This window comes from Bacillus sp. ISL-46, from assembly GCF_018613205.1.
This window is the reverse complement of sequence record NZ_JAGGQR010000067.1, coordinates 1-19936: the sequence shown is the minus strand read 5'-3', so window position 1 is coordinate 19936 and position 19936 is coordinate 1. Positions and strand designations below refer to the sequence as shown.

The window sequence follows — 19936 nt, the reverse complement described above, 5'->3', positions numbered from 1 at the left end:
TGAATCAGCAGTAGTAGTAATAGTCATAAGAGCAAAATATTTTCGATAGGAACGATCACCGAGTAAGTAACGAACAGAAAACCGCTGCACGATAAAACCGATGGTAAGGACAAACAACGCCAGCAGCCATGATAAGGAATCGAGCCGCCAAGGGCCATAAATCATGGTCTCATTGTTCGTAACAAGGGAAAGCAGGGCAGCGATCGGGGGCAACAATGTGACACCGACGTGAAGCCGAACAAAAGACAGCGGAACCCTTGGGTATAACAGGAATAGCGCGCTAAGCACCGATATGGCAAGCAATCCAAAAAATATTTCTGGCAGAGAAATCAACATTTTACTTCCCCCCATCGATGTATGGAAGAAACCAACATTCCGAAAATATGACTTTGGCCAATTTCCTTCATTATGCTACATTCCTTTCTGTTTTATTTTTAAAAACAAAAAAACCGACAATTTTTTAAGCATAATGGTTAAAACCATTAAACTTTGAAAATTGTCGGTTTACTTTTAACGGGCCCAGTAAGGCCTTTTAATAGTCTACCTAATTTTGTAATTTACTTTTTTCCAATAAGAAAGTATATTTACAGTTGTCCTCTTTATTATAGATTACGTTTTCATATAGTCAATAGAAAGTTATTAACCTCATGCTAAGGTAACCTATTTATTTAGAGAAATCAATTAAAGAATTAATTTATAGTAGTAATGTTACTATTTATCAAACATTCTGTCAAGTTAAAATTTGTTCCAAACTTACTCATTGTGAATTTCAAGGAACGAGAACCTCATTTCCACTCTATCGTTTAGCAGCACCCATTCAAGGAAAAAAAGGGCTTCTTCGCTCCATACAAACCACCCAAGCCAACGGAGTTCCAGTCAAAATGGTCTTCGTTCGTAACCGTAATAAAAAGAGCGAGTGGCTAGCTATTTTGAGTACAGACTGTACGTTAAATGACCAAGAAATTATCAAAATATACGGCATGAGATGGGACATTGAAGTCTTTTTCAAGACAACGAAATCCTTATTAAAACTCCAAAAGGAGTTTCAAGGTCGTTCCTATGATTCCTTAATTAGTCATACAACGATTGTCTTTTCACGATACATTGTACTGTCATGGCAAAACCGATGTAGCAGGGACGAAAGAACACTAGGTGGTATGTTTTATGAACTTTGTGATGAAATCAGTGACCTCGATTGGGCTACTGCGCTTCAGCAATTAATCGAGCTTCTTGAAGATACCCTTAAAGAGAGTAACAAGAAAATTCAAAAGTTAATCAAAAATCAACTACAACAATGGATCGCTGGCTTACCCAACTATATCAAGGCATACCTGCCTATTTCAGTGTGCGAAAGTTGAGTTATAATAATTGTAGCCAAGTGACCCCTAAGAACTTGGTGTTTACGTCATAAGAATCCGTCCTTAACTACCATTGAGGATGGATTCTTTTGTGCATTTTTACTTTTCATATACTTTTTTAAATACTAAACATGGATCAAAATCGTCATAAAGGAGTCATTTCTATCTTCAACTGCTTACTTTAGTTTATGTACGTTTCTTCACAATCTCTTACTAAGATTAAATTAAATATCCAGTCTTTGAAAGTCTTGTTCCATTAAGTGGCCCGATTGCGGAACAAAAAAAATCCTGCATCAATACAGGACTTTTGATCAATCTTTTTTATAAACGGTGCAACTTTATTACAAACGGTTAAACTTTGTTTTAAACGGTCAAACTTTATTTTAAATTTACACCAAGCATTCACGCTGCCAAGCACACAAAAGAAGAGTAGCAATCACTACTCTTCTTGGAACTTTTATATACCTTTGACAATGGATTTGATTAATGACGGATTTGCCACTTTGGACGTTTATTTGGAGAGAAGAAGCTATCTCTTGTCTTTCTTACATTCAGTCTGTTTTCGCACATCAAGTTTGCTGCCTCTACAGTTGTAATATTTTCATTTTCTGATTGTTTTAGAACCTCAAGGATGGAACGATAAATGTTTTTCGTTTTACTTAATACTCGGCTTTTGTTCGGTCCATATAGTTCATCCGCTACTTGGATAACGCCGCCGCTATTTACAATATAATCAGGTGCATAGAGGATTCCTCTTTCTTTTAAAACTTTAGCATGGCTTTCATGAAGAAGTTGGTTATTTGCCGCACCCGCAATTCCTTGTACTTTTAGTTGATCAATGGTTTGATCATTGATAATGCCCCCAATGGCACATGGAACGAATATATCCGCATCCATTCCATAAATTTCATGACCTTCGACAGCGATTGCTTTTCCGCCCATTTGTTTTGCTTTTTCTACTAATGCTTGTACTGCTTCGTCGGAAACATCTGTAACATATAAATCAGCCCCATGTTCTAGTAGATGTTCTGCCACTTTAAAACCAACTTTACCTAATCCTTGAACAGCAAATCTCTTTCCAGTTAAATTTTCGTGTCCCCATAATGTATTGGCAACTGCCTGAATACTGTATAAAATTCCAAGGGCTGTAGGAATTGATGTTTCACCGCCCCCACCGTACTCCTCTGGTAAACCTGCAATACAGTTTGTTTCTTTATGTGCATGAACGAAATCGTCTAGGACGGTCCCCATGTCCGTTCCCGTATAAAATCGACCATTTAAGGAATCAATAAATTGTCCATATGCGCGGAATAATTCCGGAGTTTTATCCTTTGTTGGGTCTCCAATAATAACGCCTTTACCACCACCGAAGTCATTATCAGCTGCAGCGTTTTTGTATGTCATCCCTTTTGATAATCGTAAAGCATCTTCTAAGGCTTCCTCAAATGTGTGGTAAGGTCTCATTCTCGTACCGCCTAATGCTGGACCAAGAGTAGTATCATGAATTGCAATGATGGCTTTCAATCCTGTTGCTGGATCATTACAGAATAATACTTGTTCATGGCCTTGAATTTTAGTAAACATGTCGAATGAACCTGTTGATTGTATAGTTGTATTTTCTGTTGGTAATGTCAATGTCATTTTGATTTCCTCCTAGTAAGTTGGTAAGTTATTAACCTTCCATTACATTTCTTGTTATTTCAATTGTGTCTTCAGCTATTTCTTTTTCTTCTTCTTGCAAAGGTGCCAAACCAATTCCGGTATAACCATAGATAATCGCAACAATCGGCGTGATCATACTAATAAAGACATAAGGGACATATTCCATGCCTATATTTAAAGTGGACATAATAAAGACTCCTGTTACTCCCCATGGGATCATTGGATGGATGATTGTCCCTGCATCTTCCAACGTTCTAGATAAATTTTTAGGATGGAGTTTTACCTTTTTATAAGCTGATTCAAATAACTGACCAGGTAAAATGATGGATAGATACTGTTCACCGGTAGTTAGGTTAATGCCAAGGCAAGAGAAGACGGTTGCTGTGATAACATTTCCCCTACTTTTCAACATTTTTTGAATTCCCTCAATAATGGAGTGGGCTATACCAATTTGTTGGATGATTCCTCCAAAGGCAAGTGATATTAAAATGAGTGAAACCCCAAATAACATACTGCTTAACCCACCAAGAGAAAGTAAATTATCAATCGCTTCTACACCTGTTTCTGCAACATAACCATTATGTGCTGTTCCTATAATGGTCTCAATCGTGACATTTGGAACAGTATAGAAAGTGGTTAAAACAGCTACGATTAAACCGAGCACAAGTGATGGAATAGGACTCACACGTTTTACAGCTAGAATAATGATTAACAGTGGCGAAAGGAGTGTGATGGGTGTAATCATGAATTCGTCATTTAGAACATTAATAATTGTTTCGATTTGCTTACTATCTACATTGCCCTTATCCAGAAATAATCCGATAGAGGTAAATGCAGCCAATGTGATGATATAACTCGGAATTGTTGTCCATAGCATATGTTTAATATGTTCAAAAATATTTACTTTTGCTGTTGCTGATGCAAGGTTAGTAGTATCTGAAAGTGGAGAGATTTTATCTCCAAAAATAGCTCCGGAGACAATCGCACCAGCTGTCATTGCTGGAGAAATGTCTAAAGCATAGGCAATTCCCATTAAAGAAACCCCGATAGTACCAATAGTGCTCCATGAACTTCCACAGAAAATTGAGACAATTGAACAGATCAATAATGTTGACATTAAGAAAAATTCAGGAGATAAGATATGTAAACCATAATAAGTAATTGTTGGGACTGTTCCATTTAGAACCCATACTCCTATTAATATTCCAATTAAACAGAGAATTAAGATGGATGGGATTCCGTAAAAAATCCCTTTTGCCATGGCATTCTCCAACTCTTTCCATTTGCAACCCAATGTAAGGCCATAACAGGCAACGAGAATCGTTGCGGCGACAATCGGAATATGAGGCGCGACACCATAATGAAGAATACTTATACCTAATAAAGTAATAACACTCAGCACAACCACTATCGAGGCTAGAAATGAAGGTTTTTTCATAGATCTTCTCCCTTATCTTTTTATGAGTACTGCATCTTAAGGATTACAATGGCTTCTTTTTATGGAGAACGCTTACAATTGATCGTAGACAGTAGAAAATTTCTAGTTACAATAACACCAAGTTTATTTATTGCTACTTCCATTCTTTATTGATATTTTAAATGTAGATTATTTTTTTCTTACTTTACTTTTTGCCACCCATTTTATCGGGTGGCACTTTTCTATTCTAAAAATGGAAAGTATTCATGTCTAACAGAGTTAAGGAATGGAACTTATTTTGGGGCCCAACTATATTTATAATTGGAGTCTTCCGAAATATTGGTCTGATTTACCACTCTTAAAGGTCTGAATGTGTCAATCATAACTGCTAATTCCAATGTTTCCTTTTTTCCTATACTCGCTTCAATAGTTCCAGGGTGCGGACCATGAGGAATACCAGAAGGATGTAGGGTAATTGAACCTTCATTTATTCCTTTTCGACTCATAAAATTCCCCTCTACATAATAGAGAACTTCATCACTATCCACATTGCTATGATAGTAAGGTGCTGGGATCGCATCAGGATGATAGTCATATAGTCTAGGAACAAAAGAACAAATAACAAAATTATGTCCTTCAAACATTTGATGAATTGGTGGCGGCATATGAATTCTGCCTGTTATTGGCTCGAAATCTCTAATATTAATTTTCCATGGATATAAATATCCATCCCATCCTTCAACATTCATTGGATGGTGGCTTAGAAAATGAGAATGAAGGAATCCTCTTGATTTTGTTCTTACTTCAAAACTTCCCTTTTCCGAAAAAGTTTCAAGTTTTTCCGGCCCAAAAATATCTCTTTCACAGAACGGGCTATGTTCAAGAAGTTGGCCATGCTCATTTCGATAACGTTTCGGTGTTGTAATCCAGCTGGTTGTTTCAATCACTAGAAGCTTGGTTTCCTCATTATTAGGTACTACTCTGTAAATAGTTCCAACCGGAATAACAATATAGTCCCCTGGTTCATAGTGAATAGTTCCAAACATACTTTCTATTTTCCCAGTGCCATAGTGAATAAAAAGTAATTCGTCCCCGTCGCTGTTCCGGTAGTAATAGTCCATACTTTTAGTTGTTTTTGCTACTCCGATTAGCAAGTCGTCATTACCAAGAATGAACTGTCTCCCACTAACAGCATCACCAAGATTGGATTCAAAATCCGTTTGAAAATGACGGTGGCATAAATCCTTTTGTTCCTCGTATTCAAGGTGACAGTCTGCATATAGTTCAGATTTTACAATTTCTGTAGGAGCATCATGATGATAAAGAATGGATTGTATACCAGAGAACCCTTTTGTCCCCATGACTTGCTCACGATAAAGAGACTCATCTTCTTTTCGAAAAGCAGTATGTCTCTTTCTAGGAATGTTTCCTAGTTTTTTGTAAAACGGCATAACGATTCCTCCTTGATGATAGATTAGTAGAAAAAAGGTTTATTTTTAGACTTTAGAGTATTCTAGTGCGGGGAGAATACACCCAGTCACTTCACCAAATCCGATGCGATAGCCATCTCCTTGACACCACGCAGTGAGGGTCAATTCATCGCCATCTTCTAACCAATTCCGCTGTTCACCATTATTCATTTGAATGGGTTCAGATCCCCCCCATGTTAATTCCAATAAGCTGCCTCGTGATTCAGGTGTTGATCCACTAATGGTTCCCGAAGCTAGCAAGTCCCCTGTACGTAAATTACAACCACCTACCGTATGATGAGCGATTTGCTGAGCCATGCTCCAGTAGAGGTGGCGGAAGTTACTTTGACAAATGCGCTGCGGTGAATCCATCTTTTCTCCGCGGAGATGTACTTCTAATTGAATATCAAAGGATCCTTTTCTAGATTGTTGTAAATATGGAAGTTGCTCCACTTCTGGTTTAGGCCCATCTACTCGGAAGGGCTCTAGCGCCTCTAGTGGTACAACCCAAGGTGAGATCGAGGTAGCAAAGTTTTTGCCTAGGAAAGGTCCTAGTGGCTGATACTCCCAAGATTGAATATCGCGTGCACTCCAATCATTCACAAGAACGAGACCAAAGATATGATCCTCCGCTTCATCAACTGGAATCGATTTTCCAAGATTGTTGCCAGGGCCGATAAACCATCCCATTTCTAATTCAAAATCAAAACGAAGGGAAGGCCCAAATATAGGAGTGTCACTTTCTGGCGTTTTCATTTGACCAAGTGGTCGGCGTACATCTGTACCACTTAATACGATTGAGCTAGCACGTCCGTGATATCCAACCGGTAGATTCAACCAGTTCGGCATTAATGCATTCTCTTTCCCCCGAAACATTATCCCTACATTCATCGCATGTTCTTTTGAGGCATAAAAATCTGTGTAATCACCAATTTCTACAGGTAAAAGCATTTCAACATCCTTTTGTTGATAAAATGCTTGGTCACGAAGGGTAGAATTGTCCCGAAGAGTTGGTTCATCAGAACTTAACAGGTTTTGAAGGCTTGTACGAACTGCGCTCCATACTTTCCGGTTCGTCTTCATAAATGCATTAAGGGTGGATTGTTTAAAAACTTCTTGTCCCTGTAATTCTGGGATGTTTAAAAGTCCCGCATCTTCTATAACCGAAAGATCTAAGACGAAATCTCCTATCGCCATACCAACACGAGGAGAGCCTCCATTTTTAGGTTGGAATACCCCATAAGGAAGGTTTTGAATTGGGAAATGGGAATCTGCTTTAACTTCAATAAACGAATGATTCATTATATATCCTCCTTTATGTTACAAAATATCCAATGCCTTCATGTCTTCACGCGGTTCATTGAAACTACAACATCCATATGAACGTAATACTGAGTCACGAAGACTTTTAATTTCGTCACTGGTCATTTTTAAACCACACCAAGAAATTTCATTCGGATGAAAAGTAAAGTTGCTTACCTCTTCATCAGCGAGTATCTTCTCTATCGTTGGTAAATCAAGATGATGAAGATGGGTCAACATTCCTGCTACAAATACATTGATGAATCCATGCATTTTTGCACCAATCTCTTCTCGATACATTCGAATTGGATGATGTAGTCCAGCCGTGAATTTCATTGCAAGATTTCGGTCACGGCCTCCTTTTATTGCCACCGCTACCTGTCTCGGAGTTGGAAAAACATCGGCTGTTATGCCACCAGTACGGAGTTTAAATCCTAAAGCCACTGGACTTTCGCTATTATGGGCAGCAATAACATCTAAAGATTTATGTAATGTTTTTTCCCATTCAGCATTTAAAGGTGCAGGAACCTCACAATAAGTTTGTAATCCAAGTTTCACTGTTTCTTTAGAGGTTATATTTAATAGATTCAAGTCTGGTATATTGGGAGGTAATGGCATTTCCAAAGTGGTTATTTGTACAACCTGACCATGGCGCTCCCGAAATAAATCAATTTTTTTCAAATCAGCAAGCAAACCTTTATAATATTCTGTTGGATTACTAGTTTTCGTTCCCACTGCTGAAATCGTTAACGGCCGTTCGTTTGAAAACAAAGTAATATATGGATCCAGTTCATCTAAACGGGACGCCTGGACGATAAACGGTCCAAGCATCCATGAATCCTTGTCCAACTGATAGGAAGCATAGTTACAAATTGCTTCATCTAAGGTAAGACTTGTTGGTGGAAACAATCCTGCATAATCGATTAACTGATTCAAAAAGGGATATAGACTAGTATTTTGAGTGAAATTATCTATTCTATCATCTAATTTCATGTGCTCCTCCCCTTTATTGGTTCATAATAAGATACTGCCGCATCATTATTTCTTACAAATTCCCTCTGCGAGCTTGTTCTCTTTCGATGGATTCGAATAATGCTTTAAAGTTGCCTTCTCCAAAACCTCGAGATCCTTTTCGCTGAATGATTTCAAAAAATACAGTTGGACGATCCATAATTGGTTTTGTGAAAATCTGCAATAAGTATCCTTCATCATCACGGTCTACAAGGATTTTTAGCTCACGTAATTTCTCAATACTTTCATCAATTTCGCCCACTCGTTCTGTCAGCATATCGTAGTAGCTGTCAGGAGTATCAAGAAATTCCACCCCGTTGGCCTTTAAAGCTTTGACCGTTGCAACGATATCATTCGTTAGTACAGCAACATGTTGAACTCCTGCTCCGTTATAATAATCAAGATATTCCTCGATTTGGGACTTGCGTTTACTATCCGCTGGTTCGTTAATAGGGAATTTAATTCTTCCACCGTTATGCATAACTTTTGACATAAGGGCAGAATATTCAGTACTGATGTCTTCATCATCAAAATGAATCATTTGTTTAAAGCCCATTACCATTTCGTAGTAGGAAACCCATTCTTCCATATGTTCTACATTTCCAACAATATGGTCGACTCCAATTAATCCTGTTTCAGCAACAGGAAAATCAAAATCTGCTTTTTGATATCCTGGTAAAAATTCACCCTTATAATCATCTCTTTCAATCAGTGTGTGAATAGTATCACCGTATGTTCCGATAATTGCCTTTTTAACTGATCCATTTTCATCTTCCAACACTTGAGGTTCCATGATTGGAATACCACCACGTGAGATCGCTTCTTTGTAAGCGTCTTCAACATTATTCACACGTAAAGCGACATCTTTTACACCATCACCATGTAGTTTTACAAACTCAGCAATCGGATGATCGGATTGAAGAGCACCAGTTATAACAAAACGAATGTTTTTTTGTTGAAGAACATAAGAAACTTTATCCCTTTGACCTGTCTCTAATCCTGAATAAGCAAGGGGACGAAAACCATATCCGTTGCATAAGTAAAAAGTTGTTTGTTTAGCGTTGCCAACGTAAAACTCAATATAATCAATATCTTTTATAGCGAAAAATTCCTTTTCTAGTACATTCTTTTCTACCCCAGTTTGTTTTTTCATAATGTATCCTCCCTTTGTTTGCTTTCGCTAGTTCCACTATTGAAAATGTTTTGAATTTTGTAACATTCACTAGTTTCACTATTGAAAATGTTTGGAATTTTGTAACAGTATCGCCATTATAAAGTCAAAAATATTATTATGCAAAAACTTCCGTTAAAACCAAAAAACGACGAAGCGTTACCGGGTTAAAGCGTTTTTCCTTTGATGTATGCGTTTGCATTTACAGATTTTTCTGAATATAATTAGTTCCACTATCAGCTAAAAGGGAGGAAAAGTTATGGCATGTATAGTAAAATTTTGCACTTCAAATTACATCAACGGATCCTATGAAATCAAGGAAATGGCGGAACAAAACCATAATATAACGATTGAAGAAGATTACTGTCTGGGTAATTGTGGGCAATGCATGACAGAGAGTTTTGCAGTCATTAACCAAAAACCTGTAGTAGTAGAAAAATATGAAGAACTTTTAGAAAAGATAGAGGCAAAGTAGAAAATTGACGAATATTGTTGAAAAGTTTTTTAATTATTTTTTGAGAAAAAAGATAGTTAGCATGAAAAAAGCAAAAAAATATTTTTTGGGCACAAAATAAAAAGGTGAGACACTACAAATTAAGTAGGTTGCTCACCTCTTTTTTGAAATAATAGACTTTATCAGTGCCCTCTTATATCGCAGCTCGATTTTTTCATTCTTTGATAATTTGTAACTACTCAGCCATAGGTTTTCATTAAGTGACTCGTTTTTTCTATTTTTCATAGGTTTATCTCTTCTAAATCCCGTCAACACTGATACCACATCATGGATCAGGAGGTGAAGAGGATGAAACAAGAAGAGATTTTACGTGTGTACCATCAAGGACCGGACGTTGTCGTGAAACTTGTATCCTGTTGCTTTAAAATAAAGTTTAATCAAAAACACCTCATAAACCAGCATTTTGCGATAAATAAAAAGAATCCATTTTGAAAAAAAGATTGATCAAAATGGATTCTTATCCATCAGAATTAAGTTTCGGTTTTATAAAAAAGTTTGATCATTTTCTACCTGTGTTGCTCCACAATCGTTAGCAATAGGTAGCGTTTGAAGTAATCTCCAGCTTTTCCCCTGCTCCACACGGAGTGTGATAGTTTCCCATCGTTCCGCGCTCCATCTAACGATATTACTAGATTATAAGTTCCATGTTACTCATAGAATTGGGGTCATCAGATTGATTCCATTCCGCATTTTTAGGTGCCATTCCGAGAACAGTCTTGCACTCCGTTAATGGCGTTATAAAGATGAACCATTTCATGAAGCATCGTGTCCATTGTTTCCATGAACTCAATATCTAAATATTCCGCTCCAATATTCAACTCATATCGCTTGTTTTTTCCTTCTTTGTCTCTCCATACTTCATTAGTGGAACACCAGCCCATAGATTTTCTTTTTCCTCCGCTTTGAATCGTGATGGCCGGTTCTGGAAGCTCCCCTTTAAAAAATTCTTCATTTAGTTTTTGAAAAGCTATATGCAATTCGTCAATCGCTTTTTGAATGTTACATGGTAGACAACCATGCCGCGCTGCGGCACCATCAAATGAATGAAAATGGTTCATAATCCCGTCTAGTTTTCATTGTACCTGTCAATCCTTTTTATAGGCTGGCGAAGGAAGGTCGTTCAACTATGGTGCCTCGAGCCCGCATGGTAGACTGATTTTTAACGACCAGGTGCACCACAAATTGTCGCTCCCTCACGGGAAGCACGCAGGATAGATTAATCTTATATGGTTGTTGCACCAGCCTTAATTTACTTCAGCCCGTAGAAAGGAAAATAATAATGGATGTTGTTAATGAACGATGTTGTGGATTAGATATTCACAAGAAGAGCATTACGGCTTGTGCCATTACTCCAAAAGGAAAGGAGATTCAAACATTTGGTACGATGACACACGATCTGATTCAATTAATAGATTGGATTAAAAGTAAATGCTGTTCTCACGCTGCTATGGAAAGTACCGGTGTTTATTGGAAACCAATATACAACCTTCTCGAATTAGAAGACATTCAACCCATGGTGGTCAACGCTGCTCACATCAAGGCTGTCCCAGGACGTAAAACCGACGTTAAAGATGCAGAATGGATCGCAAAATTGCTTCGTCATGGTCTTCTTCAACACAGCTACATTCCGAATCGAGATCAAAGGGAATTACGGGAACTTGTTCGATACCGCCGAAGTCTTATTGAAGAAAGAGCAAGAGAAATAAGTAGAATTCAGAAAGTGTTGGAAGGTGCTAATATCAAACTTTCCTCCGTTGCAACAGACATTATGGGTGTGTCCGGACGATCAATGATTGAGGGACTCATCAATGGGATCGATGATCCTCAAGTATTAGCTGGAATGGCAAAAAGAAGTATGAAAAAGAAAAAGGATGATTTGGAACGTGCCTTATTCGGATCCGTCGGACTCCATCAAAAGATGATGTTAAAAACTCAGCTTTCACATATCGACTTTTTGGATCAACAAATCAAAATGTTAAGTGAAGAAGTCCAACAACGCATGCAACCATATGAAGAAGATATTGAATTACTAGATTCAATTCCAGGTATAGGTAGAAGCCATGCGGAACAACTTTTGGCTGAAATAGGACTAGGAAAAGAAATTGCGAAGCAATTTCCTACAGCCGCCCATCTATGTTCATGGGCTGGGATGGTTCCAGGTAATAACGAAAGTGCTGGAAAAAAAAAGTCCGGTAAAACCAGAAAAGGTAATAATAAGTTGCGAGCGGCACTTGTTGAAGCAGCACATTCGGCGGCAAAAACCAAAAACACTTATCTCTCTTCTCAATATCAACGCTTCGCAGCGAGAATTGGAAAAAAACGTGCGGCAGTTGCGGTTGGACATACCATTTTAACGATTGTTTATCATTTGTTAAACAAAAGGCAACTTTATGTTGAGTTAGGTGCAGATTACTTTGATCGACGAAAAAAAGAAATAGTGATCAAACAATCTATTAAACGACTAGAGGTACTTGGTTGTAAAGTAACGGTTGAAGCTATAGCCTAATGAAGGCAACATAAATTGTTAATTAAGAGCCCAGATCCTTTTTTTTAACGGATTTTAATGGGTCTAGTTTCGTATTGCCCAAAATCCCACATAATCGTTTTATTTTCAGGATAGTTGAACAAGAAAGTATTTAATTCAAAGTTTTGAACCACACCAAGGACAAAAAGAAGTCCTAATACTTGGTGCCACCATCATTATTGGAACTTTCCCCCTTATAGTCTTCGGTAACAGAACTATTATTTGCTTTATTAAAAACATTAATAACAGGTTTGAAAAACATAGAAGAATATCTCCCCGGCAAAAATTTAATACTAACCTTGTACATATTTCGTTATTTAATCTATTAAGTTTTTTTTTCACATTGAAAAAGTATGCGTCATCATCCTTTTTCATTTATCTAAGAGGTGAAGAGAATAAAAAGCACTATGGAAAAGATAAGAATGTGTACAAAGAGAATTCCATTTACATCAAAAATGAAAATATCTTAGCAGGAGGAAGTTCATATGTCCTTGCAAGGCAAAACCGTCATCGTCACAGGCGGTGGCCGCGGTATTGGTGCTGCTGTTTCAAAAATGTTTGCGTTAAGGGGGGCAAATGTTGTAGTCAATTTTCTTCAAAATGAAGAAGCAGCCAGACGAATTGTTGATGAAGTTCGTGAATCAGGGGGGATAGCAGAAGCAATTCAAGCAGATATTGCAGATCCCGGGTCTTGTCAAAGACTCGTAGAACCCAAAATTATTTCCCCGGAGGAATTGACGTTTTGGTTGCGAATGCCACCCCTTTATTTGGTGCAAATCCATTTGAAACGTTAAGTTGGGAAGAATTTTCGGGAACGATTAATGGCGATTTAAAATCGGTTTTTTATCCAACCAAAGCCGTTATTTCTGAAATGAAAAGGCAAAAAGAAGGCCGTATTGTCTATGTTTCAAGTTTACCTGCTAAAAAGATAAGTCAAGGAATGGTCTCGCATGGTGTAACTCGTTCTGCATTAACAACATTTGCTTAATACATCGCTAAGGAATATGGTCCATTCGGTATCACTGCAAATATTGTAACACCCGGTATGGTCGAAACCGAACGAACAAAAGAATTGGCTGCTCCAAAGCAATTCATTGCTTCTCAGACACCTTTAGGACGAATTGCAACTCCTGAAGATGTTGCGAATGCCATCGCTTTTTTTGCTGAAGAAAAAAGCAGTTTTATAACAGGAGTAGAGATGGAAATAGATGGGGGCTTACATCTTTAAACAGAGGGTTTTTTATTTTTATAAATCTACTATGTTTTCAAAAAGGAGGAGTATTATTGACTAATGTATTGGCAATTTTATCAAGTCGATATAAGGATAAAAAAATTATTATGAAACTGGATGGTGGGGAGAAGAATTATTTACCCCACTTAAGTTATTGGAGGCTGCGGGACATCAGGTAGACCTTGCTTCTCCACTTGGAGGAAAGCCACAAATTGATGTAGTGAGTCTTAATCCAGAATTTGACCCCCAAGGAACATTTAAAGCCCTTTATGAATCCGGCAGAGCTGATGATACACAAAAAACTGTCGGAAGTAAATCCCAAGGTATATGATGTTATTCTTGTTGTCGGTGGACATGGTGCAATGTATGACTTGGCAAAAAACTCAGATTTACATATGATCATCAATTCTATTTATGATCAGGGCGGAATAGTGGCAGCGGTTTGTCACGGGCCTGCCCCCCTGATCTGGACAATTCGTCCTGATGGAAAAAGCATCATAGCTGGCAAAAAGGTCACTGGTTTCCCCGATGCTTTGGAACCTGAGGGAATATTAGTGTCCTCCCCTTTAGTCTCGAACAGGAAATGCGAAAAATTGCGGAGTATATCCTTAATTTAGAAGAAAAAGCTTATGTTGTTTGGAGCGATGAACAAATTGTAATCGGTCGAGACCCTTTTTCATCCGAACTCCTCGGTGAAGAACTAGTAAAAGCACTAAAGAATAGATAAAGGATGCAGGAAATGGCACTGCTAATAGGAGCTATTCCGGTGAACGCATTATTGACATGTAAAACCTCGAAGTTTATTTGGTATGAACTTTTTTTAGAAATTTTTTAATAGCGAATAGAGGTTGATTAATTTGAAGGCAATTGTTATTGAACAATATGGTGGAAAAGAAGAATTAAAGGAAAAAGAAATATTAAAGCCAACTCCTCAAGAAAATCAGGTTGTCGTAAAGCTGCATGCAACATCCATTAATCCTATTGACTGGAAACTGCGTGAAGGTTATTTAAAGACAATGCTGCCATTTGATTTTCCAATAATATTAGGATGGGATGCAGCTGGAGAAATTGATGAATTAGGTACCAATGTAAATAATTTTAAAGTAGGAGACAGGGTCTTTGCCCGTCCAGAAACAACAAATAGAGGAACCTATGCGGAATATACAGCAATTGATTCTCATCTAGTCGCCAAAATTCCTGATAATATTAGCTTTGAAGAAGCCGCCTGTGTACCTTTAGCTGGACTCACAGCTTGGCAATGTTTATTTGAGTTTGGAGAAGTTAAAAAGGATGATAAAGTACTCATTCATGCAGGTGCGGGAGGCGTAGGGACTTTTGCCATCCAACTTGCCAAACATGCCGGTGCCTATGTTGCTACAACAGCTGGTACCCATAATGTTGAGTTTTTAAAGTCGCTAGGTGCCGATGAAGTTATTGATTATAAAATGCAAGATTTTGAAAACATTCTTAAAGACTTTGACTTCGTTCTTGATTCATTAGGAGGGGAAAACCAAGAAAAAAGCTTTACAGTTTTAAAGGAAGGAGGTAGATTAGCATCTATTGTTTCTGAACCTAATCAACAAAAAGCTGAACAGAAAAAGATTAAATCCGGGCTTGTTTGGCTGACTCCTAATGGAGAACAATTAGCAAAAATAGCTGAACTTCTCCAACAAGGCAAATTAAAAGTTATAATTGGACATAAATTTCCACTAACCGAAGAAGGAATAAAAGAAGCTCATGCACTAAGTGAAACTCACCATGCAAAAGGAAAAATCGTCATTGAAATAAAAACATCTAATGATTAAGACATTTCTATTTATGCAATATTAATGATAAAGTTTTACCTATGATAGCCATCTATAAAAAGTAAGGCGTCAAGTTGGCTTATAGACGCCTTACTTTTTGTTTTTCCTTGAATGGAGTCTTGTAATTATTTTTTAACGAGTTAAAACCTCATTTACTTATAGTACCTTTTGTGACCGGTCGTAAAAAGGGCACGACTTCCTATGGCTTCGCCAATGCAGAGAGAAACAATATACTAATAAGGGATAGCAGTGCTAGCTTCTTCAATAAAAACCCTATTTCAACACATGTTTTTTTTATTATTCGCATTAATAAAACGAACTATTTCGGAAATATTTCCAATAAAAAGTTTAAATATTAATACTCTTGTGCCAGAAAGCTCTACCAAAACTAACTAGCCCCGTTACTTCAATAAAAAAAGCGTCTCCACCTTATTGTATAAACCTGCCACGTTAGTCGAATAAAAAGAAGCTGCAACAAATGACAGCTTCGTTCTTTTACTCTTGCACCCGTTACTTTAAGTACAATACTTCACAAAATCTAACGATTACGTTATATATGGTTTCGACTTGATTTACTAATAAGTTAACTATTATATAGCATCATTTTTTAATTAATCATTATAATTAAAACATTGCCAAGAGGTTAACCCTTAAACGGTTATCGTTATTTCCCTTAATTCCTTTATTGGTGCAAAATACCACTCAATATTATTAAAGTTACTGAAACTTACTAAGTATGTTTGGTGTTTGTTTCTAAGACTCAAGGGTTGATCAGGAACCCTTACTAATAAATTTTGTCCATTATATATTAATTTCCAATAATAAAAATTACCTGTATTTATAGCTCTGACTCCCAAAAACAGCATTTTCTCTAAGCCGCCAAATTTCGTTAATAGTTTAAGTAATTCATCAACTAATAAATAATAATTGTCAGGTAACTCTCTCTTTTTTGAATCACTCATACTCCCTTCTCCCCTTAAAAAATCTAATTATGATATATGTAAACTTTATCCGCTTATATCTTTACAATATCTTATGACGAATAAATTTTCTTATGAATACTGTTACTAAATTAGTTTTATTTAATATTGAAGTAGGAGTTCCTTTTCTTTCTTCCAGTAAACAGCCCTTTAGTTGAATAAAAAAAGCCGTCTGAAATGACAGCCCGATCTTTAACTCTTGCACCCGTTAGCTTAAGTACAATCTTTCACAAACTTACTTTAGAATAAGAAAAAGAGATGCCGTAGCTACCCCATTTATTCATTGTATAAGACTAAACGTTTTTGGTTTTCAACCATTCATTTTCTAAAATACTCATTTCCCATAAACTCCAGTATTCATCACCATTTTTTCTTGAATCTCGTAGTAAACCCTCTTTTATAAATCCTGCTTTTTCATAACAGGCGATGGCAGAAACATTAAAGTCAAATACCCCAAGACTAACTCTATGTAGTTGAAGTTCATCAAATGCGATTTTAAGGATTTCCTTAATCATTTGTCGACCTATTCCTTTACCTCTTGTGTTTTTATCACCGACTAATACTTTTCCAACTCTTGCAGATTTGTTTTTTCTATCAATTTTACCCAAAGAGATATGACCAACAGTTTCACCAGTTTCATTATCAATTACTTTATAAACCATAGTTTCAGCGTTTTCATTATCGGCATTCTCAATGTACTTTTCTAATTGAGTATCATTCAAGGGGTAATTAAACCCTGGACCTCCCCATTGAAGTAAAAATGCAGGTGAATCAATCCAATTGATAAGTTGTTTGAAATCAGAACGCTCAAAATACTTTAGCTCTACCATAAATACCTTCTCCTTTCGGTTTTTACTTTAATACTTTATCGCTTTATATAACTAAAGTATAACCTAAGAATTCCTTGTTCCTCAACTAAACTGCCCCGTTACTTGAATAAGAAAATGGCATTACCCCATTGTTGAAGTAATGCACCCGTTAGTTTAAGTGAAAAATTTCACAATTTTTCTTTTTAGGTAAGATATATTTTTCAGTATCTTTGCTGGATTTCCTACTACTATTGAATTAGCAGGTACATCTTTCTTGACAAGAGATTTATATTGACTTATTCACTAACAATCTTATCCACTTTAAATTTAAAGATAACAATGGAAATAATAAAAAATAACATATTGTTGAATACCAAAGTTTCCATTCGTTATATTGGAGCATTTTAAATTTTAAAGCAAAATATTCGTAAATAATTGAGATAAATACACATATAGCAATATAAAGACCTTGCTTAAACTTGGATTTATGAAAAGGGAAAAAATTTAGTGACAAAACATTTACCCCAATATAAATTGGAATTATAAACAAACAGGACCATTCAATATCATCTTCCCGCAAATAGTAGTACCACCTTAATTTAATTTCTAAATAAATATCTACAACTTCTTGCAAAACTAAAGCTGAAAATGCAGAAGCATAAAGCTCTATCGGGCTTAACCTTTTAGGAACAAACACTGTAATTAAGGTGAATATTATCGATGTTAAAATTAAAAATATCATAAAAATAACTCCACTTTTCTATTTTTCTCTCACTTTAAAACCTTCCTTATTTTTTTTATATTTTTCTTTTCTTTTCTAATTTATTCTTTCTATTCAAACTTTCTTATTAAACAAACCTGCCCCGTTAGTTTAAGTGAATACCTTCACAATATCCACTCTATATTTCATCATAATTATCCAATTTTATTGAAAAAGTTACTCAACAATCTGGCCCTATACATTAAAAAGAGCACATTTCTTGCTCAAGAAATGCGCCCGATTGCTGAATATCAATTAAATTTAAAGCTCCTAATTAGATAAACAAGAAGTGTTTTTAAATTTCGATTATGACCATATGTAAAATTCTAGAAAGTTAGCACATTAGCCTCCTTTTTTTTCATATACATCAAATATGGACAAGGAGAAGGGTGAGTATATAAATTGGCTAAACAAAGTCTTATTAAAGGTACAATCATTCTAACGATGGCAGCCTTTATCACAAGGTTATTGGGATTCGTAAACGGAATAGTGATGGCTAATATAATAGGACCTGAAGGCGTCGGTCTTATCATGATGGCAATGCCAGTTGCAGGACTCTTGATCACTTTAACTACGTTAGGTCTCCCTGTAGCCATATCAAAACTTGTAGCCGAAGCTGAAGTAAAGGGAGACCACCAAAGGGTTAAAAAAATACTTATCGTTTCTTTAGCGACGACAAGTATATTAGGTTTTGTATTAATGATTGGAACCTTTATGGGTGCTAAATTATTATCTTCAGTTTTCCTAACAGATAAAAGAGCTTATTATTCTTTGATCGCAGTGATTCCAATAGTACCTATCATTGCAGTATCTTCCGTCATCAAAGGGTATTTTCGCGGTAAACAAAATATGACACCCATTGCATTATCTCAAGTTATAGAACAGATTGTTAGAATAAGTTTTATCTTTATTTTAGTTCAATGGCTTCTTCCTTATGGAATCGAATTCGCTGCTGCTGGGGCAGTTCTGAGTGGCATAATTGGGGAAGGGATTTCTCTACTATACTTATCTTCTATATTTAGATGGTCGAAACAAAAACAGTTTAAGTTGCACCATTCATTCATTAAACAAATAAGTAAAGGAAAGCGAATATTTTATGATTTACTTCAAACGGGTCTACCTACAACAGGAAATGGGTTAATACAATCGATTATCGGGGTTATACAGCCCATTCTTATTACTCAAAGTTTGGCTTTGGCTGGTATTGGAACGGCACTAGCTACAAAACAGTACGGTATAATAATGGGATATGTTTTACCACTATTAATGCTCCCGGGTTTTATTACAAACTCTATGTCTGTTCCTTTAATTCCTGCTATTAGTGAGGCGAATGAAAAAAATGACTTATCACTTATTCATAATAGGACTCAGCAAGCTGTTAGAATTGCTTTAATTGTAGGAGTCCCAAGCACCATTATTTTATATCTTTTTGCAGAAATGTTAACAACCCTTATTTATAGGTCACCAGAAGCAGCTATTCTTTTAAAAATAATGGCCCCTTTTTACCTTTTACAATATTTTCGTGTACCTTTACAGTCAATCATAATAGGGGTAGGGAAAGCAAATGTTGTAATGATAAATGATTTAGTAGCTTCTATTTTCAAACTTGTACTAATCTTTGTTTTAGCTTCTAATCCTGACTTTGGTATTTATGGGGTATCTTTAGCAATATGTGCAAGCATAGTATTTGGAACTTCTCTACACTTTTTAACAATATCCAAAATAATTGGTTTTAATTTTATTCTAATTGACTTTATTAAAGTAATTTTTTCTGGTTTTATTATGGGTTACGTTGGTCTATTTACCTTTAGGTACTTTAGTGGTGAAATTAAAAGCCAAATAATACTATTAATCATTTCCTTAACGTTATCATTGTTAATATATTTATTATTCTTGATAAGTTTCAGGATACTCTTTAAAAAG

At 36.2% G+C, this 19936-nt stretch carries 18 protein-coding genes and 2 pseudogenes; 9 read left to right on the top strand and 11 right to left on the bottom strand.

What is annotated here, in order from left to right; all coding sequences use genetic code 11:
• Positions 1-336, bottom strand: a pseudogene (locus J7E67_RS26570) (NADH dehydrogenase subunit 5); the annotation flags it as partial.
• Between the two features lie 326 nt (positions 337-662).
• Between J7E67_RS26570 and J7E67_RS26565 the strand changes: the two are divergent.
• A complete protein-coding gene (locus J7E67_RS26565) occupies positions 663-1358 on the top strand; it encodes an IS4 family transposase (RefSeq protein ID WP_483861507.1) in 696 nt (231 codons plus the stop codon).
• Positions 1359-1841: 483 nt separating this feature from the next.
• Here J7E67_RS26565 and J7E67_RS26560 read toward each other — a convergent pair whose 3' ends face one another.
• The 6 genes from J7E67_RS26560 to hppD form a co-directional block, all read right to left on the bottom strand.
• On the bottom strand, positions 1842-2999 hold the full coding sequence (locus J7E67_RS26560) for a Glu/Leu/Phe/Val dehydrogenase dimerization domain-containing protein (RefSeq protein WP_214733181.1): 1158 nt from the start codon (positions 2997-2999) through the stop codon (positions 1842-1844).
• A gap of 31 nt (positions 3000-3030) precedes the next feature.
• Positions 3031-4458 (bottom strand): Na+/H+ antiporter NhaC, encoded by a 1428-nt coding sequence (gene nhaC / locus J7E67_RS26555; protein WP_214733180.1) that lies wholly within the window; start codon positions 4456-4458, stop codon positions 3031-3033.
• 272 nt (positions 4459-4730) lie between these two features.
• The gene (locus tag J7E67_RS26550; protein ID WP_214733179.1) at positions 4731-5888 is read right to left on the bottom strand and encodes a homogentisate 1,2-dioxygenase; all 1158 of its coding nucleotides are present in this window, start codon (positions 5886-5888) and stop codon (positions 4731-4733) included.
• Between the two features lie 45 nt (positions 5889-5933).
• A complete protein-coding gene (gene fahA / locus J7E67_RS26545) occupies positions 5934-7208 on the bottom strand; it encodes a fumarylacetoacetase (RefSeq protein ID WP_214733178.1) in 1275 nt (424 codons plus the stop codon).
• Positions 7209-7226: 18 nt separating this feature from the next.
• Positions 7227-8201 carry a hypothetical protein gene (locus J7E67_RS26540; protein WP_214733177.1) on the bottom strand — a complete coding sequence of 325 codons (975 nt, stop codon included), beginning with the start codon at positions 8199-8201 and terminating at the stop codon, positions 7227-7229.
• A 52-nt stretch (positions 8202-8253) separates the two neighbouring features.
• The gene (hppD, locus tag J7E67_RS26535) at positions 8254-9372 is read right to left on the bottom strand and encodes a 4-hydroxyphenylpyruvate dioxygenase (protein WP_214733176.1); all 1119 of its coding nucleotides are present in this window, start codon (positions 9370-9372) and stop codon (positions 8254-8256) included.
• Positions 9373-9649: 277 nt separating this feature from the next.
• Here hppD and J7E67_RS26530 point away from each other — a divergent pair, with 277 nt between their 5' ends.
• Complete coding sequence (locus J7E67_RS26530; protein WP_214733175.1) at positions 9650-9865, top strand: DUF1450 domain-containing protein; 216 nt, start codon at positions 9650-9652, stop codon at positions 9863-9865.
• A 327-nt stretch (positions 9866-10192) separates the two neighbouring features.
• Positions 10193-10336: a hypothetical protein gene (locus J7E67_RS26525; protein ID WP_214733174.1), complete on the top strand. Its 144-nt coding sequence runs from the start codon at positions 10193-10195 to the stop codon at positions 10334-10336.
• A gap of 260 nt (positions 10337-10596) precedes the next feature.
• Here the strand turns inward: J7E67_RS26525 and J7E67_RS26520 are convergent, their stop codons facing one another.
• Positions 10597-10962 (bottom strand): SprT-like domain-containing protein, encoded by a 366-nt coding sequence (locus J7E67_RS26520; RefSeq protein ID WP_214733173.1) that lies wholly within the window; start codon positions 10960-10962, stop codon positions 10597-10599.
• Between the two features lie 221 nt (positions 10963-11183).
• On the opposite strand from J7E67_RS26520, the gene J7E67_RS26515 reads away from it, so the two are divergent.
• The 5 genes and pseudogenes from J7E67_RS26515 (at position 11184) to J7E67_RS26490 (ending at position 15464) form a co-directional block, all read left to right on the top strand.
• Positions 11184-12410: an IS110 family RNA-guided transposase gene (locus tag J7E67_RS26515; protein ID WP_214733172.1), complete on the top strand. Its 1227-nt coding sequence runs from the start codon at positions 11184-11186 to the stop codon at positions 12408-12410.
• Positions 12411-12913: 503 nt separating this feature from the next.
• Positions 12914-13656, top strand: a pseudogene (locus J7E67_RS31600) (SDR family NAD(P)-dependent oxidoreductase).
• Positions 13657-13712: 56 nt separating this feature from the next.
• Positions 13713-13838 (top strand): hypothetical protein, encoded by a 126-nt coding sequence (locus tag J7E67_RS31945; RefSeq protein WP_285291945.1) that lies wholly within the window; start codon positions 13713-13715, stop codon positions 13836-13838.
• Positions 13839-13928: 90 nt separating this feature from the next.
• A complete protein-coding gene (locus J7E67_RS31595) occupies positions 13929-14276 on the top strand; it encodes a DJ-1/PfpI family protein (RefSeq protein ID WP_251027022.1) in 348 nt (115 codons plus the stop codon).
• Between the two features lie 240 nt (positions 14277-14516).
• Positions 14517-15464 carry an NADP-dependent oxidoreductase gene (locus J7E67_RS26490; protein ID WP_214733169.1) on the top strand — a complete coding sequence of 316 codons (948 nt, stop codon included), beginning with the start codon at positions 14517-14519 and terminating at the stop codon, positions 15462-15464.
• 650 nt (positions 15465-16114) lie between these two features.
• Here J7E67_RS26490 and J7E67_RS26485 read toward each other — a convergent pair.
• The 3 genes from J7E67_RS26485 to J7E67_RS26475 all read right to left on the bottom strand — a co-directional run bounded on the left by J7E67_RS26485 (position 16115) and on the right by J7E67_RS26475 (position 17995).
• Positions 16115-16426: a hypothetical protein gene (locus J7E67_RS26485; RefSeq protein ID WP_214733168.1), complete on the bottom strand. Its 312-nt coding sequence runs from the start codon at positions 16424-16426 to the stop codon at positions 16115-16117.
• 311 nt (positions 16427-16737) lie between these two features.
• Complete coding sequence (locus J7E67_RS26480; protein WP_214733167.1) at positions 16738-17274, bottom strand: GNAT family N-acetyltransferase; 537 nt, start codon at positions 17272-17274, stop codon at positions 16738-16740.
• A gap of 265 nt (positions 17275-17539) precedes the next feature.
• Positions 17540-17995 carry a hypothetical protein gene (locus J7E67_RS26475; protein ID WP_214733166.1) on the bottom strand — a complete coding sequence of 152 codons (456 nt, stop codon included), beginning with the start codon at positions 17993-17995 and terminating at the stop codon, positions 17540-17542.
• Between the two features lie 420 nt (positions 17996-18415).
• Between J7E67_RS26475 and spoVB the strand changes: the two genes are divergently transcribed.
• The coding region (gene spoVB, locus J7E67_RS26470) for a stage V sporulation protein B (RefSeq protein ID WP_214733165.1) at positions 18416-19936 on the top strand (1521 nt) is incomplete at its 3' end.